The sequence below is a fragment of the Bacillus sp. LLTC93 genome (genome assembly GCF_002993125.1).
GTDB classification, from domain to species: Bacteria; Bacillota; Bacilli; order Bacillales; family Bacillaceae; genus Bacillus; species Bacillus zhangzhouensis.
The window spans coordinates 580,882-607,597 of the sequence record NZ_PVME01000003.1; the positions used below are offsets into that span (position 1 = coordinate 580,882).

Annotated in this window: 23 protein-coding genes, 1 pseudogene and 1 riboswitch; of the genes and pseudogenes, 7 read left to right on the forward strand and 17 right to left on the reverse strand. The window is 42.2% G+C overall.

Features of this window, described 5'->3' with window-relative positions:
* Nucleotides 1-80: 80 nt before the first annotated feature.
* From argF to C6W18_RS12600, 12 genes and pseudogenes are all read right to left on the reverse strand, one after another.
* Nucleotides 81-1,031, reverse strand: a complete 951-nt coding sequence (argF, locus tag C6W18_RS12545; RefSeq protein ID WP_105927757.1) for an ornithine carbamoyltransferase — start codon at nt 1,029-1,031, stop codon at nt 81-83.
* The gene (carB, locus tag C6W18_RS12550) at nt 1,028-4,108 is read right to left on the reverse strand and encodes a carbamoyl-phosphate synthase (glutamine-hydrolyzing) large subunit (RefSeq protein ID WP_105927758.1); all 3,081 of its coding nucleotides are present in this window, start codon (nt 4,106-4,108) and stop codon (nt 1,028-1,030) included. The genes argF and carB overlap by 4 nt, the downstream gene beginning before the upstream one ends.
* Complete coding sequence (locus tag C6W18_RS12555) at nt 4,101-5,162, reverse strand: carbamoyl phosphate synthase small subunit (RefSeq protein ID WP_105927759.1); 1,062 nt, start codon at nt 5,160-5,162, stop codon at nt 4,101-4,103. The genes carB and C6W18_RS12555 overlap by 8 nt, the downstream gene beginning before the upstream one ends.
* 70 nt (nt 5,163-5,232) lie before the next feature.
* Nucleotides 5,233-6,384, reverse strand: coding sequence for an acetylornithine transaminase (argD, locus tag C6W18_RS12560; protein ID WP_105927760.1), 1,152 nt, complete (start codon nt 6,382-6,384; stop codon nt 5,233-5,235).
* Nucleotides 6,381-7,157: an acetylglutamate kinase gene (argB, locus tag C6W18_RS12565; protein ID WP_105927761.1), complete on the reverse strand. Its 777-nt coding sequence runs from the start codon at nt 7,155-7,157 to the stop codon at nt 6,381-6,383. The genes argD and argB overlap by 4 nt, the downstream gene beginning before the upstream one ends.
* A gap of 14 nt (nt 7,158-7,171) precedes the next feature.
* Nucleotides 7,172-7,303 (reverse strand): annotated as a pseudogene (locus C6W18_RS12570) (bifunctional ornithine acetyltransferase/N-acetylglutamate synthase); the annotation flags it as partial.
* 48 nt (nt 7,304-7,351) lie between these two features.
* On the reverse strand, nt 7,352-8,572 hold the full coding sequence (argJ, locus tag C6W18_RS12575) for a bifunctional ornithine acetyltransferase/N-acetylglutamate synthase (RefSeq protein ID WP_034322967.1): 1,221 nt from the start codon (nt 8,570-8,572) through the stop codon (nt 7,352-7,354).
* 20 nt (nt 8,573-8,592) lie between these two features.
* The gene (argC, locus tag C6W18_RS12580; protein ID WP_189318087.1) at nt 8,593-9,630 is read right to left on the reverse strand and encodes an N-acetyl-gamma-glutamyl-phosphate reductase; all 1,038 of its coding nucleotides are present in this window, start codon (nt 9,628-9,630) and stop codon (nt 8,593-8,595) included.
* Nucleotides 9,631-9,767: 137 nt separating this feature from the next.
* Nucleotides 9,768-10,316, reverse strand: coding sequence for an MFS transporter (locus C6W18_RS12585; RefSeq protein ID WP_034322969.1), 549 nt, complete (start codon nt 10,314-10,316; stop codon nt 9,768-9,770).
* The gene (locus C6W18_RS12590; RefSeq protein ID WP_105927763.1) at nt 10,313-11,758 is read right to left on the reverse strand and encodes an FAD-binding oxidoreductase; all 1,446 of its coding nucleotides are present in this window, start codon (nt 11,756-11,758) and stop codon (nt 10,313-10,315) included. The genes C6W18_RS12585 and C6W18_RS12590 overlap by 4 nt, the downstream gene beginning before the upstream one ends.
* A 121-nt stretch (nt 11,759-11,879) precedes the next feature.
* Nucleotides 11,880-12,188, reverse strand: a complete 309-nt coding sequence (locus tag C6W18_RS12595) for a metal-sulfur cluster assembly factor (RefSeq protein WP_105927764.1) — start codon at nt 12,186-12,188, stop codon at nt 11,880-11,882.
* A 46-nt stretch (nt 12,189-12,234) separates the two neighbouring features.
* Nucleotides 12,235-13,020, reverse strand: a complete 786-nt coding sequence (locus tag C6W18_RS12600) for an alpha/beta fold hydrolase (RefSeq protein WP_105927765.1) — start codon at nt 13,018-13,020, stop codon at nt 12,235-12,237.
* 137 nt (nt 13,021-13,157) lie between these two features.
* On the opposite strand from C6W18_RS12600, the gene C6W18_RS12605 reads away from it, so the two are divergent.
* From C6W18_RS12605 to C6W18_RS12615, 3 genes are all read left to right on the forward strand, one after another.
* On the forward strand, nt 13,158-13,970 hold the full coding sequence (locus C6W18_RS12605) for a Cof-type HAD-IIB family hydrolase (protein WP_034322980.1): 813 nt from the start codon (nt 13,158-13,160) through the stop codon (nt 13,968-13,970).
* A gap of 88 nt (nt 13,971-14,058) precedes the next feature.
* Nucleotides 14,059-14,211, forward strand: a complete 153-nt coding sequence (locus C6W18_RS12610; protein ID WP_008348539.1) for a hypothetical protein — start codon at nt 14,059-14,061, stop codon at nt 14,209-14,211.
* A complete protein-coding gene (locus C6W18_RS12615) occupies nt 14,208-14,399 on the forward strand; it encodes a DUF3813 domain-containing protein (protein ID WP_024425070.1) in 192 nt (63 codons plus the stop codon). Before C6W18_RS12610 ends, C6W18_RS12615 begins: the two co-directional genes overlap by 4 nt.
* A 58-nt stretch (nt 14,400-14,457) precedes the next feature.
* On the opposite strand, the gene C6W18_RS12620 is transcribed toward C6W18_RS12615, so the two are convergent.
* Nucleotides 14,458-14,913 carry a BsuPI-related putative proteinase inhibitor gene (locus tag C6W18_RS12620; RefSeq protein ID WP_105927766.1) on the reverse strand — a complete coding sequence of 152 codons (456 nt, stop codon included), beginning with the start codon at nt 14,911-14,913 and terminating at the stop codon, nt 14,458-14,460.
* A gap of 14 nt (nt 14,914-14,927) precedes the next feature.
* The gene (locus C6W18_RS12625; protein WP_105927767.1) at nt 14,928-15,770 is read right to left on the reverse strand and encodes a YitT family protein; all 843 of its coding nucleotides are present in this window, start codon (nt 15,768-15,770) and stop codon (nt 14,928-14,930) included.
* Nucleotides 15,771-15,911: 141 nt separating this feature from the next.
* Between C6W18_RS12625 and C6W18_RS12630 the strand changes: the two genes are divergently transcribed.
* The gene (locus tag C6W18_RS12630) at nt 15,912-16,769 is read left to right on the forward strand and encodes a DegV family protein (RefSeq protein WP_034322988.1); all 858 of its coding nucleotides are present in this window, start codon (nt 15,912-15,914) and stop codon (nt 16,767-16,769) included.
* 40 nt (nt 16,770-16,809) lie between these two features.
* Here C6W18_RS12630 and C6W18_RS12635 read toward each other — a convergent pair whose 3' ends face one another.
* The 3 genes from C6W18_RS12635 to C6W18_RS12645 all read right to left on the reverse strand — a co-directional run bounded on the left by C6W18_RS12635 (nt 16,810) and on the right by C6W18_RS12645 (nt 20,438).
* On the reverse strand, nt 16,810-18,459 hold the full coding sequence (locus C6W18_RS12635; RefSeq protein ID WP_105927768.1) for a methyl-accepting chemotaxis protein: 1,650 nt from the start codon (nt 18,457-18,459) through the stop codon (nt 16,810-16,812).
* Nucleotides 18,456-19,433, reverse strand: a complete 978-nt coding sequence (locus tag C6W18_RS12640) for a BMP family lipoprotein (protein WP_034322993.1) — start codon at nt 19,431-19,433, stop codon at nt 18,456-18,458. The genes C6W18_RS12635 and C6W18_RS12640 overlap by 4 nt, the downstream gene beginning before the upstream one ends.
* Nucleotides 19,434-19,589: 156 nt before the next feature.
* Nucleotides 19,590-20,438, reverse strand: coding sequence for a CvfB family protein (locus C6W18_RS12645; protein WP_105927769.1), 849 nt, complete (start codon nt 20,436-20,438; stop codon nt 19,590-19,592).
* Between the two features lie 237 nt (nt 20,439-20,675).
* On the opposite strand from C6W18_RS12645, the gene C6W18_RS12650 reads away from it, so the two are divergent.
* From C6W18_RS12650 to metH, 3 genes are all read left to right on the forward strand, one after another.
* Nucleotides 20,676-21,167 (forward strand): YajQ family cyclic di-GMP-binding protein, encoded by a 492-nt coding sequence (locus C6W18_RS12650; RefSeq protein WP_034324959.1) that lies wholly within the window; start codon nt 20,676-20,678, stop codon nt 21,165-21,167.
* An 81-nt stretch (nt 21,168-21,248) separates the two neighbouring features.
* A riboswitch (SAM riboswitch) is annotated at nt 21,249-21,367 on the forward strand.
* Nucleotides 21,368-21,445: 78 nt separating this feature from the next.
* Nucleotides 21,446-23,287, forward strand: a complete 1,842-nt coding sequence (locus C6W18_RS12655) for a bifunctional homocysteine S-methyltransferase/methylenetetrahydrofolate reductase (RefSeq protein WP_105927770.1) — start codon at nt 21,446-21,448, stop codon at nt 23,285-23,287.
* Nucleotides 23,271-26,699 carry a methionine synthase gene (metH, locus tag C6W18_RS12660; protein ID WP_105927771.1) on the forward strand — a complete coding sequence of 1,143 codons (3,429 nt, stop codon included), beginning with the start codon at nt 23,271-23,273 and terminating at the stop codon, nt 26,697-26,699. Before C6W18_RS12655 ends, metH begins: the two co-directional genes overlap by 17 nt.
* Nucleotides 26,700-26,716: the final 17 nt, after the last annotated feature.

Here is a 26,716-nt window from a genome sequence, read left to right on the forward strand (position 1 = left end):
TGTTATTATGTCCCGTCACTTGCCTCTCCAATCCTCTATGCAAAAAGTCCCTGCTCCTACGAGTCAGGGACTTATGTGGTTTATTTGGTTTGTTGATACATGAGCTCTTTGATTAACGCTTTTTGCACATGCAGGCGATTTTCTGCCTGTTGAAATACTTTTGAGTGCGGCCCATCAATAATGTCTGCTGTTACTTCTTCTCCGCGGTGTGCCGGCAAACAATGAAGGAAGATATAATCCTTTGCTGCATGACCCATCAGTTCATCATTGACTTGATATTCTTTAAATTCAGCAAGACGTTTCTCTGTTTCCGCCTCCTGCCCCATGCTTGTAAACACATCTGAATAAATGACATCAGCATCTTGAACAGCTGCTACAGGGTCTGTCGTAACAATCACTTCTGCGCCTGATTGTTTTGCAAACTTACGTGCAGTATCTGTCACTTCTTGGAGTGGTTCATAGCCTTTTGGTGATGCAACCGCAATATCACAGCCTAGCTGCGCACAGCCGACCATCAAGGAGTGAGCCACATTATTTCCATCTCCGATATACGCCACTTTGACTCCTTTTAATGTCCCTTTTGCTTCTTTAATCGTCAATAAATCAGCAAGTGCCTGACATGGATGTGAGTAGTCAGTCAGTCCGTTGATCACTGGAATAGACGCGTATTTTGCAAGCTCCTCCACCTTCTCATGTTCAAAGGTCCGAATCATAATGCCATCTACATAGCCAGACAGCACCTGCGCCGTATCACTAATGGATTCTCCTCTGCCAATTTGCAAATCATTTGAGCTAAGAAAGAGTGCGTGCCCTCCTAGCTGCGTCATTCCCGCTTCAAACGATACACGGGTTCTAGTAGAGGACTTTTCAAAGATCATCGCTAACGTTTTCCCTTTGAATAAATCCTGATATGGATGCTGTTTCATTTCTTCCGCTTTTTCAATTAAGTACGCAATGTCATTGATAGAAAAATCCTTTAACGATAAAAAGTCTTTTCCGTATAATGCCGGTTGCACGTCGACTTGACTCATGCCGTCACTTCCTTTTTATATAATTCATGGAGAGATACGGGCGACACATCTCCCTCTTTCCCTTGCAGGAATGCTTGAACTGTTTCATATTCGGTTAATACTTGAACACCATGTGTGAGAGCTTTTACACGCTGCTCTTTTGCCTCTTCATCATCCGCCAAATGAATGTGGAGGGATTTATCGCCTTGTTGCAGCCAAGATTCAAAGCTGCCAGTCCAGACATCAAAGCCTGCATGTTTCGCTTCCTCTATTAATAGCTCACTGCCTTGTATAAAGAGGCTGCCTTTTTGATGCCAGATCGACGCAAACACTTTTTTCAAGGCGCTTTCGACGTTTTTGCCTACACACATTCCTTCACCTGTTGCTTTCATTTCTGGTGTCAGCTTTAAATCGATATCTTGAATGGCATGTGATGAGAAAACTGGGAATTTGACAGCTGTTCCCCCTTTGTTTTTCGTCGAAGGATTCAATTCTTCAAGCGTCGCACCAGCTAATAACTGTGTTGCCAGCGGAATCATTTCAATCCCCATTACCTTACTGACTACTGGGACAGTCCGGCTTGCCCGAGGGTTCACCTCTAATACAAGCGCCTGATCGCCTTTGATCACAAATTGGATATTCATAATGCCTTTGAAGGCTAATTTCTTCACTATTTGTTCAGATGCGTTATACACCTGCTGTTTGATCTCCTCGCTGATGGAGACACTCGGTAAAATGGCAAAGCTGTCACCTGAGTGCACGCCCGCTTTCTCAATATGCTCAACGATCGTTGGAATGAAGATCGTTTTTCCATCAGAAATGAGATCCACTTCAACTTCTTTTCCAGTGACGTATTCATCAATTAAGATCGGATATGGCAAATGATCAGGCTGATCAAGCAGTGACGTCAAATGTGCTTCAGATTGAACAACGATCATTCCCATTCCGCCTATGACATACGATGGGCGAATTAACACAGGGTAACCGATGCTTGTAGCATGCGCGAGTGCTTCTTCTTTTGAGTGAGCAGTATCTCCTTTTGCATGAGGAAGCTTTAGTTCATCAAGAAGCTGATAGAACAAATCACGATCTTCTAGCGCATCTAGTGTGTCAAAGGACGTACCTAACAAAGTGACACCGGCTTTTTCCAAGCCTTCTGCTACGTTGATTGCTGTCTGCCCGCCAAATTGGACGATGACGAAATCAATTTGTTCCGCTTCCACAACGTTTAAGATATGCTCTAATGTAATAGGTTCAAAATATAAACGATCAGCAATCTCATAATCGGTACTTACCGTTTCTGGATTGTTGTTCATCATGATGGTTTCAAATCCAAGCTTTTGCAAGGTGAGAACCCCATGTACTGCACTATAATCAAACTCGACTCCTTGCCCAATTCGAATCGGACCAGAGCCAATGATCAATGCACGCTGCTTTGTTTTCTCCTGATGCTCTCCATCACTTTTGCCAAAGTACGTGGAATAGAAGTAATTCGTTTTCGCATCAAATTCCGCAGCACAAGTATCGACAATTTTAAATGAAGCCGCAATGCCATATTCCAGGCGAAGCTGTCTAATCGCCTCTTCACTGCTTCCCGTGAGAGAAGCGATCGTTTCATCAAGGAAGCCTTTTTCCTTTACCTTTTTCAAGGTGTCTTTGGATAGAGTTCCCTTATGATTCTTCAGTTCTTGCTCGAGTGTGATCATATGTTTGAACACATGTAAGAAAAATAGATCGATTTGCGTCATTTGATGAATCGTTTCAACCGTTTCTTGTCTAGAAAGAAGCTCCATGACAGCGAAAAAACGACGATCGTCTGGCGTTTTGATTAATTCAAATAATTGTTCAGTCGATTGCTCTTTCAGTTCTGGCAAATGAAAGCCCTTTGTTTTGATTTCAAGTGATGCGACTGCTTTTTGAATGGCAGACTCTAAATTACGGTCAATGGCCATGACTTCACCAGTAGCCTTCATTTTTGTGCCTAATTTACGATCTGCATGTTTAAATTTATCAAACGGCCAGCGCGGGAATTTCACGACGACATAATCAAGTGCCGGCTCAAAGCTAGCATAAGTTGTGCCTGTGAGCGGGTTTTTCAATTCGTCTAGTGTATAGCCCACCGCAAGCTTTGCAGCCATTTTTGCAATCGGATAGCCTGTTGCTTTTGATGCAAGAGCTGAAGAACGACTGACCCGTGGATTTACCTCGATGACAAAGTATTCTTTACTGAGTGGATCAAGAGCAAATTGAATGTTGCAACCGCCGACTACATCCAGCGCTGAAATAATTTTCAGGCTCGCTGAACGGAGCATTTGATAATCCTGATCCGTTAATGTTTGGGATGGTGCAACGACAATTGAGTCCCCTGTATGCACACCAACCGGATCGATATTTTCCATATTACATACAGTGATACACGTATTTTGACGATCTCTCATGACCTCATACTCGACTTCTTTGAAGCCAGCAATGCTTTTTTCAACTAAACACTGATGAATTGGACTCGCTAAAAGGGCTCCTTCAATAAGCGGTTTAAACGCCTCTTCTGTTAAAGCGATTCCTCCACCTTTACCGCCAAGTGTGTACGCTGGTCGAAGAATGACTGGGAAGCCTACTTCTTTTGCAAATTGAAGGGCATCTTTCGCATTATCCACAATTTCACTATCTGGCACAGGTTCGTTCAAATGTTTCATGAGAGCACGGAATTTCTCACGATCTTCACCGTTTTCAATTGTTTCAACTGACGTTCCGAGCAGTGTCACCCCATGCTTTTTCAGCACACCGGCTTTTTCTAACTCGACAGCAAGGTTTAAAGCGGTCTGTCCGCCAAGGTTAGCTAAAAGACCATCTGGTTTTTCCTTTTCAATGATTCTTGTCACTGAATCAACTGAAAGCGGTTCAAAATAGATTTCATCAGCAAATGACTCATCTGTCATAATGGTTGCTGGGTTGTTATTCACTAAGATGACTTTGTAGCCCTCTTCTTTTAAGGCCATACATCCTTGTGTTCCTGAGTAATCAAATTCTGCTGCCTGACCAATGATGATTGGACCAGACCCGATGACTAGGATGGTTTGTATGCTTTGATCTTTAGGCATGTGCGACTTCTCTCCTTGCTTGTTTCACTTTCTCAATAAAATCATCGAATACCCATTCACTTTCAGCAGGCCCTGGGTGTGCTTCTGGATGAAATTGAACGGACATAATCAGCTTCTCTTTATGAATGAATCCTTCTACAGATCCATCGTTGACGTGAAGGAATTTCACATCCACTTCTTTGTCATTCATGCTTTTTTCATTCACAACATAGCTGTGATTTTGACTTGTCATGAAGACACGTTTTGATTCTGTATCTTGTACGGGATGGTTCGCCCCGCGGTGGCCAAAAGGAAGCTTATACGTATCCCCGCCCAGTGCAAGAGCGATTAATTGATGACCTAAGCAGATACCAAGTGTCGGGAAGGTCATCATGATGTCATGAATCGTCTTTAAATATGGTTTCATTGTTTTGGGATCTCCAGGTCCGTTTGACAGAAGAACCGCATCTGGCTTGATCTCAAACACCTTTTCCATTTGTTTATAAGGAATGACTGTTACTTTACAGCCGCGCGCCTCAAGTGAATCTGCAATTGACTTTTTAAAGCCAAAATCAATGAGCGCCACATGTTCCTCGCCGCTGCCCTGTGTGTAGATCTCATTCTCTGCTACCTGCTCGACAACATTGTCTTGCTTCATGGCTGGCGGCGTTTCGTTTTCGTCTAAACTTAATACAGCGTTCATTGTGCCATTTGCCCGGATGTTTTGCACGACTGCACGAGTATCTGCATGTGTCAGAAGTGGAATGTTCCACTTCTGTAAATAATCCTTTAAGCTTACCGCAGCAAGATGGTGAGAAAAATGCTCGGCTGCCTCATAGACAACCACAGCTTTTACTTGTGGCTTTTTGCTCTCAAAATCTTCATGATTGATGCCGTAATTTCCGATCAGTGGATAGGTGAAAACAATGATTTGACCTTTATAGGAAGGGTCTGTGAGCACCTCTTGATAACCTGTCATGCCTGTAAAAAAGACCACTTCACCAGTGATGCCAGCTTCTCCTGTCAGATCTCCTTCAAAAGAGGCTCCATCTTCTAAATTTAAATAACCTTTCATGCTTGTGTCACCCCAAATTGAATAATTAATTATATAAATGCATTTTTATGCGTACTGGTGTAAAAAAAATTTACACCGTCACCGTTTCATTTGCTAACACTTGAATGATCGCTTCTATCGCTTGATCCAATTCTGCTTTCTCCACATTCAGTGGAGGCAATAAACGAATGACATTCGGACCAGCTGGAAGCACCAGTAAACCTTGTTCTCTAAGAGCTGTGATGTAGTCACCTACTGGCTGATGACACTCAATGCCTGCCATCAATCCTTTTCCACGTACTTCTTTGACGATGTTCAGCTGTTTGACATCTTGCAGTTTTTCTAAAAGGTAAGCACCTTTTTCTTTGACTTCTGAAAGAAAGTCTTCTTTGAATATGACATCAAGTGTCGCATTCACAGCTGCCATGGCGAGCATGTTGCCACCAAATGTGGTTCCGTGAGAACCTGGTGAGAAAGCGTCTCCTAATGCTTTTTTCCCTATGACCGCACCGACCGGGAAGCCATTTCCTAGACCTTTTGCAGCTGAGATAATATCAGGATCAAGTCCCACTTGCTCGTATGCAAATGCTGTTCCTGTGCGCCCAATGCCCGTTTGAATTTCATCAACGATGAGCAGTGCTTGATGCTTTTTGCAAAACGCTTGAACTGCCTCTAGAAATTCTGCTGTAGCTGGATTCACTCCACCTTCACCTTGCACAACTTCCAGCATAACCGCTGCCACATCATCGACTTCACACGCTGACATAGCGTCAGGGTCATTAAATGGTACATAGTGAAAGCCTGCTAGCATGGGTCCGAAACCGGTTTTGATTTTATCTTGACCTGTGGCAGCCATTCCAGCATAGGTACGCCCATGGAAAGAGTCCAAAAATGTCACGATATTTGTTTTCCCTGTGGCTTTACGCGCTAATTTAATAGCACCTTCATTTGCCTCAGCCCCGCTATTGCAGAAAAATACGAGATCCCCTGAACTATTTGCTGCCAGCTTTTCTGCTGCTTTTTCTTGCAGTCCATTTTCAAATAGATTCGATACATGCCAAACGTGATCTAGTTGTTCCTTGATGGCTTGATTCACATTTGGGTGATTGTGGCCTAAATTCGTGACCGCAATGCCTTGAATAAAGTCTAAATATTTTTTCCCGTTTGTATCGACTGCCCAAGAACCTGCTGCCTCTTTAATTTCAATATTCCACCGGCCATATGTTTGAAAGAGATGACTCACAGGACCGCCTCCTTTTGTTTCACAATTCGTGTTCCTTTAAAGGTTTCCCCTGTAAATATACTGCCTTTGCCATTCACGATCATGACTTCATCCACATCTCCTGATAAAGCACTTAAAGCAGATTGTACTTTTGGAATCATTCCCCCGGAAATAATGCCTTCATCAATCAGTGAAAGAGCTTCTTGTTCGGTGACGACATCTAACAACTCACCATTTTTCAAAATGCCTTCAACATCTGTGACAAACATGAGCTTATCGGCTTTCATGGCTCCTGCGACAGCTGATGCTGCTAAATCGGCATTCACATTTAAGGTTTGACATTCTTCCGTCATAGATAACGGAGCAATGACAGGAATGAATTGTTTATCCATTAATGCTTCTGCCATTTCAGGATTGACTTCTTTGATTTCGCCAACGTACCCATAAACATCTTGATCGAGAAAATCAGCGACAAGCATCTGACCATCTTTACCAGAAACGCCGACAGATGATATATCATGTTTTGCGAGCTCTGAAACAAAGTATTTATTCACCGTTCCTGAAAGAACCATTTCGGCTACCTCTAACACAGGCTTCGTTGTTTTACGCTGTCCATCAACGAATTCTGTTTTCACCTCTAATCTTTGCAGCATGTTGGTGATTTCAGGTCCTCCGCCATGTACGATAGCAAGCTTAAATCCAGCAGCTTGAAGTGAGCGGACATTTTCATAAAAGGTATCTGAAAGTTCTCGAATGACACTGCCTCCACACTTGAACACGATCGTTTTATCCATGTCTATCCCCTTCATTATGTGCGATAGCTCGCGTTAATTTTCACGTAATCATAGGTAAGGTCACAGCCCCACGCTGCCGCTTCACCATTTCCTTCATTCATTTGAATCAAAATCGTAATCTCATCCTGCTCTAAATACGCTTTTGCTTCCTCCACACTTGAACACGATCGTTTTATCCATGTCTATCCCCTTCATTATGTGCGATAGCTCGCGTTAATTTTCACGTAATCATAGGTAAGGTCACAGCCCCACGCTGCCGCTTCACCATTTCCTTCATTCATTTGAATCAAAATCGTAATCTCATCCTGCTCTAAATACGCTTTTGCTTCCTCTTCTGAGAAAAGCTGCGGTTCATTATGTTTAAACAGACATTGTCCGCCTAAATAGACTTCAACCTCTTCTGGTGTAACGGAAGCTGCGCTATGACCGATGGCTCCGACAATCCGGCCCCAGTTTGCATCCGTACCGTATACGGCTGTTTTCACAAGACTTGAACCAACGATTTTTTTCGCAATGATGCCAGCTTCCAAGTTATTTTTAGCTCCAACCACTTTCGCTTCGATTAATTTGGTTGCGCCTTCTCCATCTCTAGCAATCTCTTTGGCTAAATCCTCACAAGCTAGTTTTAAGCCTTCTTTAAACAATGGCCATTCTGGATGCTCTTCATTCAGCGCATCATTTTCTGCCATGCCATTTGCCATCACAAGTACCATATCGTTTGTCGATGTTTCTCCATCGACGGTAATTTGATTAAAGGTCACATCCGTAATGTCACGAAGCGCATTTTGCAAAGCTTCCTGCTCGACATTTGCATCTGTTGTGACAAAGCCAAGCATTGTCGCCATGTTCGGATGAATCATGCCAGAGCCTTTCGCTGCGCCTGAAATGAGAATCTCTTTTCCGTCTATCGTAAGGGTGTATGTTGTATTTTTAATGACCGTATCTGTCGTTAAAATCGCCTCTTCAAAATGGCCTTTTTCTGCTTTTGCTTCTTTCAGCTGGGTGATGCCTTTTTTGATTTTATCCATATCCAGACATTCTCCAATGACACCAGTAGAAGAAACTGCAATGTAATCAGGCGCTATCCCTAACATGTCTGCACAGGCTGCCTGCATTTCGTATGCATCTTTTAATCCCTGCTCACCGGTACAAGCATTGGCGATGGCACTATTGACAATCACACCTTTTAATTGTCCTGTCTTTTTTAAGCTTTTTTGAGTGACTTGTAGAGGCGCAGCTTGAAAGTGACTTTGTGTGTATACCGCTGCACTCGCTGCTGGTACTTCACTGATGATCAAGCCAAGGTCTTTTTTTGAATAGCGTAATCCAATGTGAATTCCCTTCGCTTCAAAGCCTTTTGGTGATGATACATCACCGTCTATTTTGACAATGCTTTTTTCATTTAATTCAATCATGTTTGTTGTCTCCCCTGTTCTTATGGATAAAGAGGTGTCATTGTGAGGCCCGCCTCTTCATGTAAGCCTTTGATGATGTTGAAGTTTTGAACCGCTTGGCCGGCGGCGCCTTTCATTAGATTGTCTATGACCGACACGATCGTCAGTCTGCCTGTTCGCTCATCTAAATGAAAGCCGATGTCACAGAAGTTACTGCCGTATACTTCTTTTGTTTGCGGATAAACCCCGTGATCTCTCACTCTGACAAAATAGGAATCTTCATAAAAGCCTTTCATACGCTTCATCAATTCATCTTTTGTGACATCTGATTTCAATTGTGTATACATCGTCGCCATAATCCCTCTTGTCATCGGGACAAGATGCGTTGAAAATGTGATATTTGCCGTTTGTGGATTCCATTCTCTTAATACTTGTTCTATTTCAGGTGTGTGTTGATGCTCATTCACCTTATAAATTTTAAAGTTGTCATTCAGTTCTGAAAAATGCGTTCCTAGTGAGGCAGATCGTCCGGCACCGGACACCCCTGTTTTCGCATCTATAATGATCATAGATTCATCAATTAAATTCTGTTTCATCAGTGGTGCTAAGCCGAGAAGAACTGCGGTAGGAAAGCAGCCGGGGTTTGCAATCACTTCAGCCTGCTCAATTTTTTCACGATTCAGTTCAGATAAACCGTACACAGCTTGTTGGACGGATGCTTCATCTGCTGCCCTTCGTTTATACCAAGCTTCGTAAATTGCTCCATCTTGAATGCGCAGGTCACCTGATAAATCAATGATTGGCACCCCTTGATTCATGAGCTTCGGCGAAAGTTCACTTGATACGCCTGCTGGTGTCGCTAAAAACACAGCATCTGTTTCTCGCACAATGGCAGCCGGATCAATGGCTTTTAATGTTTGATCTGCAATGTTTGTCAGATGCGGATAAGATTGACTGTATGATTGCCCATCACCACTTGATGAATACAATATACATTCCTCCACATGTGGATGGTGCTTGAAGATACGAACCAATTCCGCACCACCGTACCCTGTAGCACCTATAATACCTATTTTCAACGTCAATACACCCTCTTGATCTTTGTGAAATTATTTAACATTATAACATGTATAAAAATTAATTCAATTGTATATTTAATATTTGTTTTCATTTTTTTTCATAAAAAAATCCGCATATCTTCGTGAGACATGCGGATTTATCTTTCGTTTTTCATATTGATGACCATGAGCGCACTGCATAAATATAATAAGGAGCTTGCATAAAAAATGAAATGGACGGTAAAGAAATCGGCAAACAGGCCTCCAAGCATAATGGCGATGGATGAAAAAAGAGCTGTCCAAAAATGATAGTGCCCGACTTCTTTCATTCTTTTCTTCTCAGTTGTCAGTTCTGTAACGAGCAGTTTCTCCCCGTGCTTTTGAAAACCACCAAGCGCACCTAGTGCAAGCTGTATCATATACACTTGCTCCACTTCTGTAATATGCGGAAAAAGCAGCAAAAGAAAAGCCATACCGAACGAATGAATGATTAAAAAGAGCCGCCTGTCGGTTGTTTCAGGCAGTTTTCCTAAGAGTAAATGAATAAACGCGCCGCTTAAACCAAACAGACCATACGCGAGACCAAACTGAGAATAACTTGATCCAACATTTTTAATAAACAGAATGTAAAAAGGAAAGATCAGACTACTGGCGAAAAACAGCAGGCTTTGTGAGTAGACGAACCATTTCATTGCTTTTGCATTCATTGTGTATTGTACCTTTCATAAAAATAGTTGATAAACCTGCCATCTGGATCTGCCTGCTTTTTCTTTTGAAAGAATACATCGGCTTTAGGATACGCCCGTTTCATTTGTGCCTTTGTTTGATAAGGCATGTACGGTAAGTAAAAGCTTCCATGGTGCCGCAGGGTGACATCTGTCATTTGCCGGATAAGCCGCTCCGCTTCTGCCTTTTCTTCTTTCTTAAAACCGTAATTCACAAGAAGAACAAGTGCAAACATATCTTGTTTTGCATATGAAAGATCCGCTTTTTCATTTTTTTGTACATAGCGTATCGTGATATTCATTAAATTCAACTCTTCATGTTGTAATAGGTCTCTCATTTCATCTATATACGCACGAAAACGATCAACCGGAACAAAATATTCTTGCAGCACATCAGTGTCCGACTCATTTTCATATTCTAAAAATGCAGAATCAGACCGCATCACATTGTTTCTTGTGATCAACTGTCCATTTTGACTTTGGAAATATTTCTTTTGCAAATTCCATAGCAGATCTTTCCCCATATCAAATCTTCTCGAAAGGCCGAGCATAAATTTTAAGGGCATGACAAGCTGATCTTCTTTGAGCTCCCGATATGATTCTATCTCTTGATCAGAAGAGAGGCTGTAATTGGTGACATACATCTCTTTCAAAAAGTGTTTTTTCGCTGTTGAGATTCTTGCAAGATGCATGCGTACCTCTTTATTGTCTTTTACATGCTTTTGAAAATACTCGGTGTATTCACGATAATCAAGAGAGGTTGTTTCCATTTTATATAATTCATCCTTTGTTAATGAAAGTTCAACTTCTAAAATCACGCCGAACAAACCGTATCCTCCAATGACAGCCGTAAATAAGTCATCGCCTGGCTTAACTGTGATGATCCCGCCATCTGCTTTTAACAGTCTGAAGGAACGAACTGTGTCAATGAGTGATCCGTAGCGAATGTCACGTCCATGTGCGTTTGCGCTTAATGACCCTCCAACCGTAAAGATATTTTGCGATTGCATCACCTTCACCGCAAGACCGTATGGGTTTACAAATTTTTGAATATCATCCCATGTGGCGCCGCTTTGGACACGAATGGTCTGCTTGTTTTCATCAAAGGCTAAAATCCGGCGGAATTTAGTCATATCAAGCACGATCCCATTTTCATAATACGTGTGGCCGCCCATGCTATGCTGCTTCCCGGCAATTGAAATCGGTAGATGTTTCTCCTTTGCTTCTTCCAATGCTTCTTTTAAAGTCTCTATTTCTTTACCTTGAACAACTTTTTTTATTTTGACAGGCATGAGATGGCTGACATCTGTAAACGCCTCGAGATTTTGCCTTTTGTGTGCTTGACCTTCGCGTACGGTGATTGATGCAAAAAATGCAGCAGCATATCCCATGAAAAGAACGATCCATATCCACTTTCGTTTCATTATAGGTACTCCGTTCTATGAAATTACGTCCATTATATCAAACCATTCTCTCCCCACATCTTAATTTTTCATAAAAAAACCTGGTACGAGTTAACTCATACCAGGCGTTTTTCATATGTGCTTATTGAATACCGAGCGCGATTTTAGCGTATCTTGACATTTTGTCTCTTGTCCAAGGCGGATTCCATACGATGTGAACTTCTGTTTCTTTCACATCAGGCAGGTCGCTTAATGCTTTTTTGACTTCATCCACGATAATTGGGGCTAAAGGACAACCCATTGATGTTAAGGTCATGGTGACATCTGCTTTTCCATTCTCATCAAGATCGACATCATAGACAAGTCCAAGATTGACGATGTCGACATTTAACTCAGGGTCAATCACCTGTTCTAGGGCGCCTAAAATATTTTCTTTCAATGCTTCATCCATGATATCCACTCCTTTTTCCATTAGTATAACGTACTTTTTCTTTTGACTAAACGTTTGTGCTTTTCAGATGTGTCACAAACCAGTCAACCGTTTCAAACATCGCTTGTCTTGAGACCTTGTGGCCTGCTTGTTCATCTGTGATAAAACGAATTAGGTGCGGGTCTTGCTTATATTGTGTTGCCGCTAACTCGTCATATAATGCTTTAGCGTGGCGATAAGGGACAACAGGATCATTTTCCGCATGCCAGAATAACAGCGGTCTTTTGTTCAATCGATCCGTTTGCAGCGTTAAATCATAAGGGCGCAAAGTGTTTAATTGCTGATTGACCTCTTCGTCCGTGATGTCTTTCATCAAACCTTTGTGACGCATGTCCATGATTTGTGCCTTTAGAAAAGTCGTATATTTTGGACTGCCCATTAAGCTGACGCCCGCTTTAATCCAATCATGCTTTGCAAGTGCACCAAAGGTGGTGATGCCTCCCATCGATGTACCAGCGACGCCTATCAGATCGGCTTCAATCAATTGTTTTTCTTGAAAATGTGTTTTGAGTATGTCGATTTCACGAATTTCGTTCAGGACAATTTCCCAGAACTTTGATGCTAGTTCCTCTAAGCTGAGGTTTTCTGATCTTACACCATGATAAGCACAGTCAGGCAAAATGACTCTCATGCCTTTTTCCGCCAAATGAAAGGCGAAGTGTAAGTTGTGCTCACGTGCACTTGTAAACCCGTGTATGAAAAATACAAGCGGCAGCGGTTTTTCTTTATTTTCAGCTTTTACGATATGTAAAAATGGAATATCGTGTTCAATTTGCTCATCAATGGTGATCACAGCCTATGAATCCTCCTTTATCATTCCCGTCTTTGTTTATTTTAACATGTAGACAACGAAGATGTGATAAAGATACACTATAGATAGAGGCATCCGCACCATTTGCCTCCTATTACTTACAGATCAAAGGAGATTTTATGGAGACCAAACCTTATCTAATCGCACTTGACCTGGATGGCACCTTATTAAAAGATGATAAAACCATTTCTACGCACACGCTTGACGTCATTCAAAAAGTGAAAGACAGTGGGCATCATGTATGTATATCAACAGGCCGGCCATTTCGTTCCAGCTCTCCTTATTATCAGCAATTACAACTCGATTCACCGATTGTGAACTTTAACGGAGCGTTTGTCCATCATCCTCTTGATGAAAAATGGGGCAGATTTCACACGTCACTTGATCTTCAAGTTGTTAAACAGCTTGTGGACATCTGTGAGGAGTATAAAGTGCACAATGTGTTAGCTGAAGTGTTAGACGATTTGTATTTCCATTATCATGATGAAAAACTCATTGATATATTTAATATGAATGCAAATAAAGTAACCGTTGGAGACCTTAGAAACAACCTTGGAGAGAATGTGACAAGTGTCTTAATTCACGCAAAAGAAGAAGACGTTGGAGCCATTCGGAGCTATTTAACAGATGTTCATGCAGAAGTAATTGATCACCGGCGATGGGCCGCTCCGTGGCATGTGATTGAAATCATTAAAACAGGCATGAACAAAGCCGTTGGACTGCAAAAGATCAGTGATTATTACGGTGTTCCTAAGGAGCGAATTGTGGCATTTGGAGATGAAGACAATGATTTAGAGATGCTTGAATTTGCTGGATGCGGCGTTGCGATGGGCAACGGGATTGACGCAGTGAAACGCATCTCAAATGAAGTCACAGATACGAATGAACAAGATGGGATTGCAAAATTCCTAACGAATTACTTCTCACTTTAATTTTTCCATTCATACATAGCCAAAGGAATCGGGCATACTACCATTAGACAGGTTGACCTGTCAGCTTGTGTAAAGGGGCGGATTCCGAATGGGTAAAAGAAGCAAATCGAAACGCTTTATACAACAAGGTAAAGATTCAGTCAGTCTACATGACGCACGTTTTCCTTATCGTTCCACACTTGAAGAAGCGGCGGAGGACCGAGGAAATATGAAGACTGATGCTTCTGGAGGTTCATTGTGAGAAACGAACTTTTTGATCAAGCCAAATCATTTACTGAAGAAGCACTTACTTCTTCATTTTCATCTGGGTTAGAGCGTCAACAGGCTGTCAAGCGAGCAAAAAATGCCGTATCATCTGCATTTGCCAACTCGACAGATGCAGAAAGAAACCAGTTGCATACCTTCCAAGACCTGCTTGATGATCTTTAACGTAAAAAAGCTGTCCACTATTTGGACAGCTTTTTCTTATTCTCAACAAGCAGGCCGCTTATTTCACCTGGAACGTTTTCTTTTCCGTGATTTGCTTCAGCCCTTCTGCTTTTCCTTTAAACATTACGATCACTTCGTACGTTCCCGGCTTTACACCGTTTGACCACGTATCTTGAAAATCATACGTTTCGTCTTTTTTCAGTACAAAAGATTGGATAGCCTGTGTGAACATACGGTCTTTCGAATAGCGGTATTGTTCATTCCCGTTTTCGTCATACACAGTTAGCTCGAATTTCTGGCTTGTGTTAAAAGTAAATTCAATATCTCGATCTGATTCATTTTTCAGTGACATGTTAAATTGAACCGAAGAACCTTTTTGGACGGGGTCTACTGTGAGTACAACCGTTTTTTCTCCCATTTGACCGGAAACCTCCTTGTCTGGTTCATCCTTTTTTTGTTGTCCACAAGCTGCTAAAACCAATAAAACGAGAAGAAGCACCAAACCTTTTTTCATCTTCTACCCACCCTTTAATCTCGTCTGAAAAATCCAAGAATATTGGTTGTTTGAACAATATTCGTAAAGGCTTTTGGATCGACTTCTTTAATAATTTGTTCAAGTTCATACAGCTCATACCTTGTAATAACAATCACCATCATTTCTTTGTTCTCGTTGGTAAATGCGCCTTTCGCAGGTACAGTCGTAATGCCTCTGACCATTTTTCCATAAATAGCTTCTTTGATTTCATCTGCTTTCTTCGTCACAATCATCGCCGTCAGCTTCTCGTGTCTTGTATGAATGGCATCAATGACCCTAGTGGTCACATATAATGTGACAAGGGTATATAATGCTTTCTCCCAACCTTGTAATAATCCTGCTGTAAAAATGATGATTCCGTTTAAAATGAAGAAATACGTGCCGACTGGCTTATCCTTCCATTTCGCTAAAATCATCGCAAGGATGTCGAGACCGCCGGTTGATGCCCCGTATTTCAGCGTGATTCCAATCCCAAGTGCAGAGATCACACCGCCAAACACAGCATTTAATAAGATATCTTCAGAAACGCTCTGCTCTGGTAAAATGCCAAGGAAAATGGTTGTCAGTGCTACACTGATAATGCTATACAAAGTAAAGGAACGGCCAACCTTCATCCAGCCTAAAATGCCGACTGGAATGTTTAAAATAAATAATAGGATCCCTGTTGATAAATAAAATGGCGCATATTGATCGATTAAACTGGATAACAGCTGGGCTACCCCTGTAAAACCGCTCGCATATACGTCAGCTGGGATTAAGAATAAATTCAGTCCAATCGCATTGAGTAATGCACCAATGACGACGACAATGAGTTTTTTTGCTTCTCCAATGAACATGTTGTCATTCCTCCACTTACCATTCTCTCTATGGTTTTCCCTAAAATTTAGAATTTGAACACGAAAAGATGATTTCTATGATATAGTTAGGCTAAAAAGATGTAAAATATGGCTAATTTCTTTTAGAAAGAAGGGATTTATATGACTGTTCATATCATAGCAGACAGTGCTGCTGATCTGCCTCTTTCTTATTATGATGAACATCACATGACACTCATTCCGCTGCGTGTGTTACTTGGGGAGCAGGAATTTGAGGATTTACTCACCATTGAACCAAAACAAGTATTTGATGCGATGAGACAAGGTGCAAGTCCCAAAACGTCACAACCTTCACCAAACCGAATCAAGGAAGCCTTTGTTTCTTTAGCAAAAACTCATACATCCGCACTTTATGTCGCTTTTTCATCAGAGCTTTCAGGTACATACCAAACCGCTGTGATGATGGCAAACGAAGTAAAGGAAGAATACCCTGATTTCGATTTGCGAATCATTGATTCTAAATGTGCTTCACTTGGCTATGGACTTGCTGTCAAACACGCTCAATCACTTGCCAGTGACGGAAATACAATACAAGAAATTGAAACGTCTGTAAAGCATTTTTGTGAATCTTTACAACATATTTTTACTGTAGACGATTTATCGTATTTAGCAAGAGGCGGAAGAATCAGTAAAGCGTCTGCATTTGTTGGCGGTTTGTTAAGCATTAAACCCATTTTACACGTCGAGGATGGAAAACTGATACCGCTTGAAAAAATACGCGGACGTAAAAAACTGCTGAAACGCATTATTGAACTGATGAAAGAGCGCGGAACGGACTGGTCGAACCAAACAGTCGGCATTAGTCATGGTGATGATCCTGCACTTGCAGAAGACATGAGGCAATTGATCGAAACCGAATTTCATCCAAAAGAAATAGATATTCATATCATCGGTGCTGCTGTTGGGTCCCATTCAGGTCCTAGCACGCTTGCGATCTTCTTTACAGGCAAACCCTCATAAAAAGCACCCTTCCCTCAACATGTAGGGAAGGGTGCTTTTCTTATGAAAGTTTAAATCGATGAACGGTTTCATTTAACCTCGCCGTCATACTCATCAGTTCTTCTACCTGTTTGTTCATTTGATGGAACGATTGCAGCTGTTCATTGGCCGAGGCAGAAATTTCTTCGCTGCCTGCTGCTGTTTCTTCTACAACTGCACTAATATTTTCAATCGAGTGCAGCACTTGTCCGCCAAGCTCTGTCGATTGAATAATTTGGTCATTTAAAAATGCCATTTCTTCTTTAATATGCTGTGCTTTTGTTTCTATATCTTCAAAGGAGTGTGAGGTTTTGTCCATCGCATCCTGCTGCTGAAGAGAAAGCTTAACCCCTTCTTGCACGGTTTGACTAATGGACTGAATGCCTCTTTCAATATGACTGACCATGTCAAAGATTTGTCTTGTTGCGTTAGATGATTCATCTGCAAGCTTACGAATTTCATCTGCTACAACGGCAAAGCCTTTTCCAGCTTCCCCTGCTCTAGCCGCTTCAATCGCCGCATTTAGCGAGAGTAGGTTGGTCTGGTCCGCAATGTCAGAAACCGTTTTGGCCATTGCCGAGATTCCGCTGGCGTATTGAGTGAATTCTCCTGCTGACTGCTCGATTTGCCTTGTTGCATGTGTATTTTTTTCGATTGCTGTTTTTGTTTCTGTTAACGTGTGCTTTCCGCTTTCCACTGCTTCAATGGCATCCTCTGTACTGCGGATGACCGTTTGTGATCGTTCGGAATTTTTACGTCCATGCTGATCCATTTTCTCAATTAAACTAACGCCATGCTGGAGGTCTTCTGAAATCGCTTGTGAACCATTTGCCATCTCGTCTGTCGAAACAGACACTTGATTCGCAGATTCCATCAGCTTTTTGTTTTCATCATCTAACTGGATCGAGAAATTCTCCACTTGACTTGAGACATTGCTGATTTCTTTAATTAGACTAATCAGCTGATCTGTCATTTGATTGAATGATTCATTTAAGACGCCGATCTCATCCTTACGCTGGATGTCCATCCGCTCCACAGCAAGGTTTCCTTCTGCAATCTGCTTGGCCCGGTAGGATAGTGATTTGATTGGTGTCACGATGGATCTCGTTAAACCAATATTTAAAAAGACGGAGATGACAATCAGTGTGAGTGCTGCGACGAGTGCACTTGTGATGATCCACTGCACATTTTCTGCTGCATTCTCTAGATTTTGTTCATACGCTTCTTGTGCTCTTTTATTCATCGTATGCACGTCGTTTAAGACACCATCAATTCTTGCTGCCACACGTCTTGCATCAGATGCATTTTTTTCACCAATGGCATTGTTGGCTTCCTTGGTCCACGTGTCAAACTTTGAATTTAACCTCGTTAATGCTTCTTTGTTCATATTTCCTGCGTTTTTGTTTAACGTTTGCAGCTGTTTTTTTGCTGTAGAGATATCGTTTTGAACGACCTCTAGCTGTTCATCTGAAAGTGTCATGGAATAGTTGGTCATGGCTTGTTCAACACTTTCAAAGCTCGCCTTCGTTTTTTGTACGTTGAGTAAAGTTTGAACTTCTGTTTCATTCGATGATTGGATCTTTGTCATGCTGACAATGATAAAGGCGATGACACCAACCGCTAAAAGAAGTGAGATGAGTGAGTTGAGCAAAATTTTAACGCGTAAGCTCATGATGCTGCCCCCTCTTCTTTCAGAAGCGTCTGCTTCAGTCCATTTATTTTTTTGGTCAATTTCTCAGCATCCTTGAGCACTCGGATTCTTGCCATATCGATTCCGTCATTGCTTAAGTCATAGACGATATGCCCGCTTTTGATTTGATTGTTCTTTACGAGCTGTTCGCTGAATTGATAGACCACTTCATCGACTTTTTTGACCATGGACGAAATCACAGCTTTTTCAGCTGTATAGTACTGATCGCTGTCTACGCCAATTGCATATTTGCCTTGTGATTGCGCTTCTTTTAATACACCAACACCCGTATAGCCGGCTGCGGCGTATAAAACATCTGCTTTCTTTTTGATCATTTCTTTAGCAATTTTACTACCTTTGCCTGCGTCACTAAATGTACCTGCATAGGTGGACAGGATGTTGATTTTCGGATTCACAGATTTGGCGCCTTTCTGAAATCCTTTTTCAAAACGATGAATGAGATCCGCATCGACACCGCCAACAAATCCAATGACATCACTTTTCGTTGTCATGGCAGCAAGTGCTCCTGCTAAATAGCTGCCTTGCTCTTCTTTAAATGTCACGGAGGTCACATTTTTCAGCTCAGATACGGCATCGATCAGCAAGAATTGCTTCTTCGGATATGTTTTTGCGACTTTTTCTAAGTCTTCTTGCATACTGAAGCCTACACCGATGATCAGGTCATTGCCATCTTTTACGAGCTCTGTCAGCCCTTTTTCGTATGTATCCGTTTCTGCAATTTCTCTATAATCAAATTCAATGCCAAGCCCGTCACGTGCTTTTTCTAAACCTTTAAATGAAGAATCGTTAAATGATTGATCACCAAGACCATCGTCTGTCAGCATGACGCCAATATGCTTCACATTTGACTTCGGTGGTCCTCCCTGTTGATTGCTGCATGAGGCGAGTACCATGAGCATGGCTGCCATCAGAAGTATTGAGATCTTCACTTTCATCCAAAAACACACTCCTTTTATCATCCTTACTTCTTTCTTATCGGATTTGAAAGGCGTTGTTTCAATGATAAAAGGAAGGTTTTTCAGCTTTTTTTATGACTTTTTTCACTGAAAAAACCCATTATTTATGGCAAAAATAAAAAAGTGAGCAAATGCTCACTTTTTTTCATATGTCCAGCCTTCTTTTTGGAAGACTAGGTCATTTTTCATCAGATGACCTAGTGCTCGTTTAAAGGCCGCCTTGCTCATTTGAAATCGTTCACGTATATCTTCTGGATCACTTTTGTCCCAGTAAGGCATGGCACCATTTCGGGTTCTCATATAAGTTAGAATTTCTTCTGCATCAACAGATAACGCGTCCTGCTTTCTAGGAAGCAAAGAAACGTTCACGGTTCCATCCTCTTTCACCGCAATAACGCGGCCTGTAACGGTCGAACCTAACCTTGGTTCTTCCTTTCGTTCTGTGCGGTGGATAAATCCTCTCACTCCTGTATCTGTCAGCATAAAGGAGCCTGTCGCAATTAAGCGATAAATTGTCCCAGTGATTTCTTTGTTCATTAAGGTTTCTGGCGCCTCAGTAAACAATTCACTGATCACGTCTTCAGTGGCTGGCTTTGCGAACATTCTACCGTAGCTTGTGACTTTCAGCATACAGTAGAGTTTGTCTCCTTTTTTCGGCCATGCTTCCTCAAAAGGCGGGAGGTGTTCTGTTGCAACAAGTGCATCCTTTGATAGCCCGACATCGACAAATGCGCCCATGTCTTCTACAACATCTACGACTTCTACCCAGCCGTATGTATGTGCATTGATTGTAGGCATTTTCATCGTCGCAGCTAGTCTTTCTTCATGATCTACATATAAGTAGACCTCTACTTCATCTCGGTCATCAATATCCTCTGTCATCTCACTGCGGTGCAAGAGGACCGAATCTTCACCATCTGTCAAAAAGTAGCCGTACTCCATCTCGTTATCTATTTGCAAGGTCAATTGCTCACCTGGTCTCATGTTCTCTTCCTTCCTATCTGCTCATAAAAGAGCGTTCGTTCATCTTTTGATTCACTTTATTCTACTATACTTCTTTCAACATGAACATCTCTAGTTCTGTTAGCTAAAGTGGACAAACTGCACTTGATTTATACTGCAAGCGGCTGAACTCTTTGATTTGTCTATATGATAAAGTTTCTTCTTCCCCTGTTTGCATGATAAAATAGACGCAATATCTATACTTGGAGGTCATGTGTTATGGCAAAAGAAAGTTCATTTGATATTGTATCGAAGGTGGAACTGCCAGAGGTGCAAAACGCCATTCAAGCAGCGCTAAAAGAAATTAAAAACCGTTATGATTTTAAAGGAAGTAAAAGTGATATTTCACTCGAAAAAGAAGAGCTCGTTCTCATCTCAGATGATGACTTCAAGCTTGAACAGCTAAAAGATGTGCTTGTGACAAAGCTGATTAAACGAAATGTGCCGACTAAAAACATCGACTACGGAAAAACTGAACATGCTCTAGGCGGAACAGTACGCCAGCGTGCCAAGCTGATTAGTGGTATCGATAAAGACAATGCCAAAAAGATCAACGCACTCATTAAGCAATCTGGCATCAAAGTGAAGTCGCAGTTTCAGGATGACCAAGTGCGTGTAACAGGGAAAAATAAAGATGATTTACAAGAGGTCATTTCACTCATGCGCAAAGCAGATTTGCCGATTGACGTCCAATTTATAAATTTTCGATAAATTTTAAATTTTCCATTGATTATTTCTGATTTTTTCGTTACAGTTGATGGAAGTTCAATTCATTGACATGTTCATATCGCTTTCTTATCAAGAGAGGCAGAGGGACTGGCCCTGTGAAGCCTCAGCAACCGGTGTAGTAGAAATGTATTTTCTATGACCAAGGTGCTAAATCCAGCAAGCAACTGCTTGGAAGATAAGGAGAAGAATTACGATACAGCCAAAAAGTCTTCTTCTTATCAGAAGGCTTTTTTTGTTACATAGAAATAAGGAGGAATACAATGGGCCTATTACAAGACTTACAAAATCGCGTATTGATTGCTGACGGAGCAATGGGAACACTTTTATACTCTTACGGCATTGACCGGTGCTTTGAAGAACTAAATTTATCAAAAGAAGATGAAGTGAAAAGAGTGCATGAGGCGTATGTGCAGGCTGGAGCTGACATCATTCAAACGAACACGTACGGTGCGAATTATATTAAACTATCCCGCTACGGATTAGAAGAAGAAACAAAACGCATCAATACAAAAGCAGTACAAATTGCAAAAGCTGCCGCTGGCTCAGCTTATGTACTCGGAACGATTGGCGGCATTCGAACGTTTAACAAAAATGCCTACTCGATAGACGAGATCAAACGAAGCTTTAGAGAACAGCTGTACATCCTATTAAATGAACAGCCTGACGGATTATTGCTTGAAACGTATTATGATATGGAAGAGGCGAAGGCCGTTCTCGAAATTACACGCAAAGAAACGACTCTCCCGATTGTCATGAACGTATCCATGCATGAGCAAGGTGTTTTGCAGGACGGTACACCACTGAAGGACGGTTTATCTGAATTATCCTCTCTCGGCGCTGATGTCGTTGGCATCAACTGCAGGCTAGGCCCTTATCATATGATTCAGGCACTTGAAGGCGTTCCGATTTTGGAAAATTCTTATTTATCTGTCTATCCTAACAGCAGTCTCCCGTCTCTTGAAGAAGGCAGACTCGTCTATGATACAGATAATGATTATTTCCGAAAAAGTGCGCTAGAGTTTAGAAATCAAGGCGCACGCATTATCGGAGGCTGCTGCGGAACGACGCCTCAGCATATTAGCGCAATGGCTGAAGCTGTTAAAGATTTAGCACCGATCACTGAAAAAGAAGTGAAAGTATTAAAAGAAGAAATCATTTCGATCCAAGACCAGCGCACTGAACCTGGACTTGACGAGCTGGCTGTTAAAAAACGATCGATTATCGTAGAGCTGGACCCGCCAAAGAAGCTGAACTTTGAAAAATTCCTTGTCGCAGCAAATGAATTAAAGAGTGCAGGCATCGATGCCTTGACGTTAGCCGATAATTCCCTTGCGACCCCGCGCATTAGTAATGTGGCTTGCGGCGCATTATTGAAACAGCAGCTTGATATGCGTTCACTTGTCCATATCACGTGTCGTGATCGTAATTTGATTGGGCTACAATCCCATTTGATGGGACTCGACACTCTCGGTTTAACCGATATTTTAGCCATCACTGGCGACCCGTCTAAAATTGGTGATTTCCCAGGTGCAACATCTGTTTATGATTTAACCTCCTTTGATTTGATCCGTCTGATCAAACAGTTTAACGAAGGACTTTCTTTCTCTGGGAAGCCGCTTGGAAAAAAGACCAATTTTTCAGTGGCTGGCGCGTTTAATCCAAATGTACGTCATATTGATAAAGCAGTAAAACGGCTTGAGAAAAAAATCGAATACGGGGCTGATTATTTCATCTCACAGCCTGTTTACTCAGAGGAACAGCTAGTGAAAATTCATGAGGAAAGCCGTCATTTGGATAAACCGATTTACATCGGCATTATGCCGTTAACAAGCAGTCGAAATGCAGAGTTTATTCATCATGAAATTCCGGGCATCAAATTGTCTGATTCGATTCGTGAGATTATGGCCAAGGCAGGCGAGGATAAGGAAAAGCAGCGAACAGAAGGCTTAGCGATTGCCCGGTCTTTATTAGATACGGCCTGCGAATTGTTTAATGGCATTTATTTAATTACCCCTTTCCTTCGATCAGATTTAACAGCAGAACTGACAACCTACATCCATCAGAAAGAAAAGGAGCCAAACGTAAATGTCAACTATCACTGAACAACTCAAGAAACGCATCCTCGTCCTTGATGGTGCAATGGGCACAATGATTCAAAACGCCAATCTCACAGCAGAGGACTTTGGCGGAGAAGAGTATGAGGGCTGTAACGAGTATTTGAACCTGACAGCCCCTCACATCATCTCCACGATCCACAGGGAATACCTTGAGGCAAGTGCGGATTTCATTGAAACGAATACATTCGGCGCTACGAAACTTGTTCTCGATGAATACGGGCTTGGCCACCTTGCCTATGAGCTCAACGTACGAGCTGCTCAGCTGGCAAAGGATGAAGCAGACCGTTTCTCCACACCTGAGTGGCCTCGTTTTGTTGTAGGCGCAATGGGGCCTACAACTAAAACATTATCTGTGACAGGCGGCACAACCTTTGAAGAGCTCGTCGCAAACTATGAGGAGCAGGCCCGCGCACTCATTGATGGCAAATGTGATGCCCTTCTTTTAGAAACAAGCCAAGACATGCTGAATGTAAAAGCTGGATTCAAGGGCATTCAGGAAGCCTTTAACGCGACCGGCATTCAATTACCACTAATGGTATCAGGTACGATTGAACCAATGGGCACTACCCTTGCTGGTCAAGATATTGAAGCCTTTTATATCTCTCTTGAGCATATGAAACCAATCAGCGTTGGCCTAAACTGTGCAACTGGTCCAGAATTTATGACAGACCATATCCGCACACTCTCCTCCATCGCAAAGTCAGCTGTTAGCTGCTATCCAAACGCAGGTCTCCCAGATGAAGAAGGACAATATCACGAATCCCCTGCTTCTCTTGCTAAAAAAATCGCCGCCTTTGCACAGGAAGGCTGGTTAAATATCGTCGGGGGCTGCTGCGGAACAACACCTGCACATATTCAGGCATTGTCTGATGAAGTGCGCTCGCTTCAGCCGCGCAGCATGGCACATGAATCGTCACAGCATACCGTATCAGGAATTGACCCCCTTATATATGAAGAAGCCATGCGTCCGCTTTTTGTAGGTGAGCGGACAAATGTCATTGGTTCCCGCAAATTCAAACGACTGATTGCTGAACAAAAGTTTGAAGAGGCGGCAGAAGTTGCTCGTGCTCAGGTGAAAAATGGCGCTCACGTCATTGATGTGTGTCTAGCAGATCCAGACCGTGATGAAGAAGCAGACATGGAAGGCTTTTTACAAGAAGCCACGAAAAAGGTCAAAGCCCCTTTTGTCATTGATTCAACAGATAAACACGTGATTGAAAAAGCACTCACTTATTCTCAAGGGAAAGCCATCATCAATTCCATTAATTTAGAGGATGGCGAAGAGCGGTTTGAAGAGATTCTTCCGCTTGTGAAACTATATGGCGGCGCACTTGTTGTTGGAACGATCGATGAAACAGGGATGGCAGTGACAGCAGAACGAAAGCTCGAGATTGCCGTACGTTCCCATGAATTGCTAACGAAGAAATATGGAATTCCTGCAAGTGACATTATTTTTGATCCTCTTGTCTTTCCAGTAGGCACTGGAGACGCGCAGTATATTGGTGCTGCTGAAGAAACGATCAAAGGCATCAAAATGATCAAGGAAACACTGCCTCAGTGTCTCACGATTTTAGGCATTAGTAACGTGTCTTTCGGACTCCCGCCTGTTGGCAGAGAAATCTTGAATGCCGTCTATTTGTATCACTGCGTTCAAGCAGGACTTGATTATGCGATCGTGAATACTGAAAAGCTTGAGCGCTTCGCTTCAATTCCAAAGGAAGAAATCAAGCTTGCTGAAACATTACTATATGAAACTAATGATCAAACCCTTGCCGAATTCACCCAATTTTACCGCGGGAAAAAGAAAACGGAGAAAAAACCAAAGGTCTCCTTATCGCTTGATGAAAGGCTAGCGCTCTATGTCGTCGAAGGTACGAAAGAAGGACTGATTGATGATCTGGCCCTTGCTTTGGACAAATTCGAATCGCCTCTTCATATCATCAATGGACCCTTGATGCAGGGAATGGCTGAGGTTGGACGTCTTTTTAATCAAAACGAACTGATTGTAGCTGAAGTGCTTCAATCAGCAGAGGTCATGAAAGCATCTGTTTCATACCTTGAGCAATATATGGAAAAGCAGCATGCAAGTGGGAAAGGAAAAATTCTTCTTGCCACCGTGAAAGGAGATGTCCATGATATCGGGAAAAACCTTGTCGATATCATTTTGAGCAATAATGGATTTCAAGTGATCGATCTCGGAATCAAGGTCACACCTCAAACATTGATTGAAGCCGTGCAAAAGGAAAAACCAGATATGATCGGATTATCCGGATTGCTTGTTAAGTCAGCACAGCAAATGGTACTAACCGCTCAAGATCTACAAAAAGCAAACATCTCCGTTCCCATTTTGGTGGGCGGTGCTGCTCTTTCACGGAAATTTACGAAGATGAAAATTTCGCCTCATTATGATGGACCCGTTCTTTATGCCAAAGATGCAATGGACGGCCTGTCATTAGCCAATGAGTTAAAAGCGGACCCTCTTCAATTTCAAACAAAGCCCTCAGCGGAACAAGAGGCTGTCATCAAGGAGAAAGAAGTGAAACAGCCGAAAGCCGTCATTGAATTACTAGAAAAACGCGCGACACTCCCGCAGGCACCCATTTTCACACCAGAAAATACAAAACGCCATTATGTGCGTAACATTGATTTGCATCATATTATGCCTTATGTAAATGAACAAATGCTTATTGGTCATCACCTCGGCTTAAAAGGAAAGGTCAAAACATTATTAGCTGAACAGCATCCAAAAGCATTGGAGTTAAAACAACTTGTCACAGATCTTCTTCAGGAAGGCAGAGAGAAAAACTGGTTTGCACCGGCATTTGTATATCAATTCTTCCCTGCCAGTTCAAATGGGAATGACCTGCATATTTATGATCCGGAAGCGCCTGATCGCATCATTGAAACGTTCCAATTTCCAAGACAGGAAAAGCTTCCGTACCGCTCCATTTCTGATTATGTGCGGAAAAGCGAAAAAATGGAGAAAGATTATATTGCCTTATTTGCCGTCACAGCTGGTGCACGTATACGTGAGGTTGCGCAGCAATTTAAGCAAGAAGGTGATTATTTAAAAATGCATGCTGTCCAGGCTCTGGCGCTTGAACTTGCAGAAGGGTTAGCTGAAAGAACTCATCAAGTGATTCGTGACAAATGGGGCTTTCCTGATCCAGTCGATTTCACAATGGAAAAGCGGTTTCAGGCCAAATATCAAGGACAGCGCTATTCCTTCGGCTATCCAGCGTGTCCAAATCTTGAAGACCAAGAAAAGCTGTTCCACCTGCTTCAGCCTGAAAAAATCGGCATCCACCTGACAGAAGGCTTCATGATGGAACCTGAAGCATCTGTTTCAGCGATCGTCGTTTCTCATCCTGAAGCTCGATATTTTAATGTTCATTAATGCAGGACCTCCGTGAT

What these genes read in the sequence shown, in the direction of transcription:
- C6W18_RS12555 (WP_105927759.1), bottom strand. Translation starts at nt 5,162, where the DNA reads ATGAAAGGTTATTTAAATTTAGAAGATGGAGCCTCTTTTGAAGGAGAT.
- argJ (WP_034322967.1), bottom strand. Translation starts at nt 8,572, where the DNA reads ATGATTGAATTAAATGAAAAAAGCATTGTCAAAATAGACGGTGATGTA.
- C6W18_RS12585 (WP_034322969.1), bottom strand. Translation starts at nt 10,316, where the DNA reads ATGAATGCAAAAGCAATGAAATGGTTCGTCTACTCACAAAGCCTGCTG.
- C6W18_RS12645 (WP_105927769.1), bottom strand. Translation starts at nt 20,438, where the DNA reads ATGAGACCAGGTGAGCAATTGACCTTGCAAATAGATAACGAGATGGAG.
- C6W18_RS12605 (WP_034322980.1), top strand. Translation starts at nt 13,158, where the DNA reads ATGGAGACCAAACCTTATCTAATCGCACTTGACCTGGATGGCACCTTA.
- C6W18_RS12635 (WP_105927768.1), bottom strand. Translation starts at nt 18,459, where the DNA reads ATGAGCTTACGCGTTAAAATTTTGCTCAACTCACTCATCTCACTTCTT.
- carB (WP_105927758.1), bottom strand. Translation starts at nt 4,108, where the DNA reads ATGCCTAAAGATCAAAGCATACAAACCATCCTAGTCATCGGGTCTGGT.
- C6W18_RS12620 (WP_105927766.1), bottom strand. Translation starts at nt 14,913, where the DNA reads ATGAAAAAAGGTTTGGTGCTTCTTCTCGTTTTATTGGTTTTAGCAGCT.
- C6W18_RS12655 (WP_105927770.1), top strand. Translation starts at nt 21,446, where the DNA reads ATGGGCCTATTACAAGACTTACAAAATCGCGTATTGATTGCTGACGGA.
- C6W18_RS12610 (WP_008348539.1), top strand. Translation starts at nt 14,059, where the DNA reads ATGGGTAAAAGAAGCAAATCGAAACGCTTTATACAACAAGGTAAAGAT.
- argF (WP_105927757.1), bottom strand. Translation starts at nt 1,031, where the DNA reads ATGAGTCAAGTCGACGTGCAACCGGCATTATACGGAAAAGACTTTTTA.
- C6W18_RS12590 (WP_105927763.1), bottom strand. Translation starts at nt 11,758, where the DNA reads ATGAAACGAAAGTGGATATGGATCGTTCTTTTCATGGGATATGCTGCT.
- argB (WP_105927761.1), bottom strand. Translation starts at nt 7,157, where the DNA reads ATGGATAAAACGATCGTGTTCAAGTGTGGAGGCAGTGTCATTCGAGAA.
- metH (WP_105927771.1), top strand. Translation starts at nt 23,271, where the DNA reads ATGTCAACTATCACTGAACAACTCAAGAAACGCATCCTCGTCCTTGAT.
- C6W18_RS12630 (WP_034322988.1), top strand. Translation starts at nt 15,912, where the DNA reads ATGACTGTTCATATCATAGCAGACAGTGCTGCTGATCTGCCTCTTTCT.
- C6W18_RS12650 (WP_034324959.1), top strand. Translation starts at nt 20,676, where the DNA reads ATGGCAAAAGAAAGTTCATTTGATATTGTATCGAAGGTGGAACTGCCA.
- C6W18_RS12595 (WP_105927764.1), bottom strand. Translation starts at nt 12,188, where the DNA reads ATGGATGAAGCATTGAAAGAAAATATTTTAGGCGCCCTAGAACAGGTG.
- C6W18_RS12640 (WP_034322993.1), bottom strand. Translation starts at nt 19,433, where the DNA reads ATGAAAGTGAAGATCTCAATACTTCTGATGGCAGCCATGCTCATGGTA.
- C6W18_RS12625 (WP_105927767.1), bottom strand. Translation starts at nt 15,770, where the DNA reads ATGTTCATTGGAGAAGCAAAAAAACTCATTGTCGTCGTCATTGGTGCA.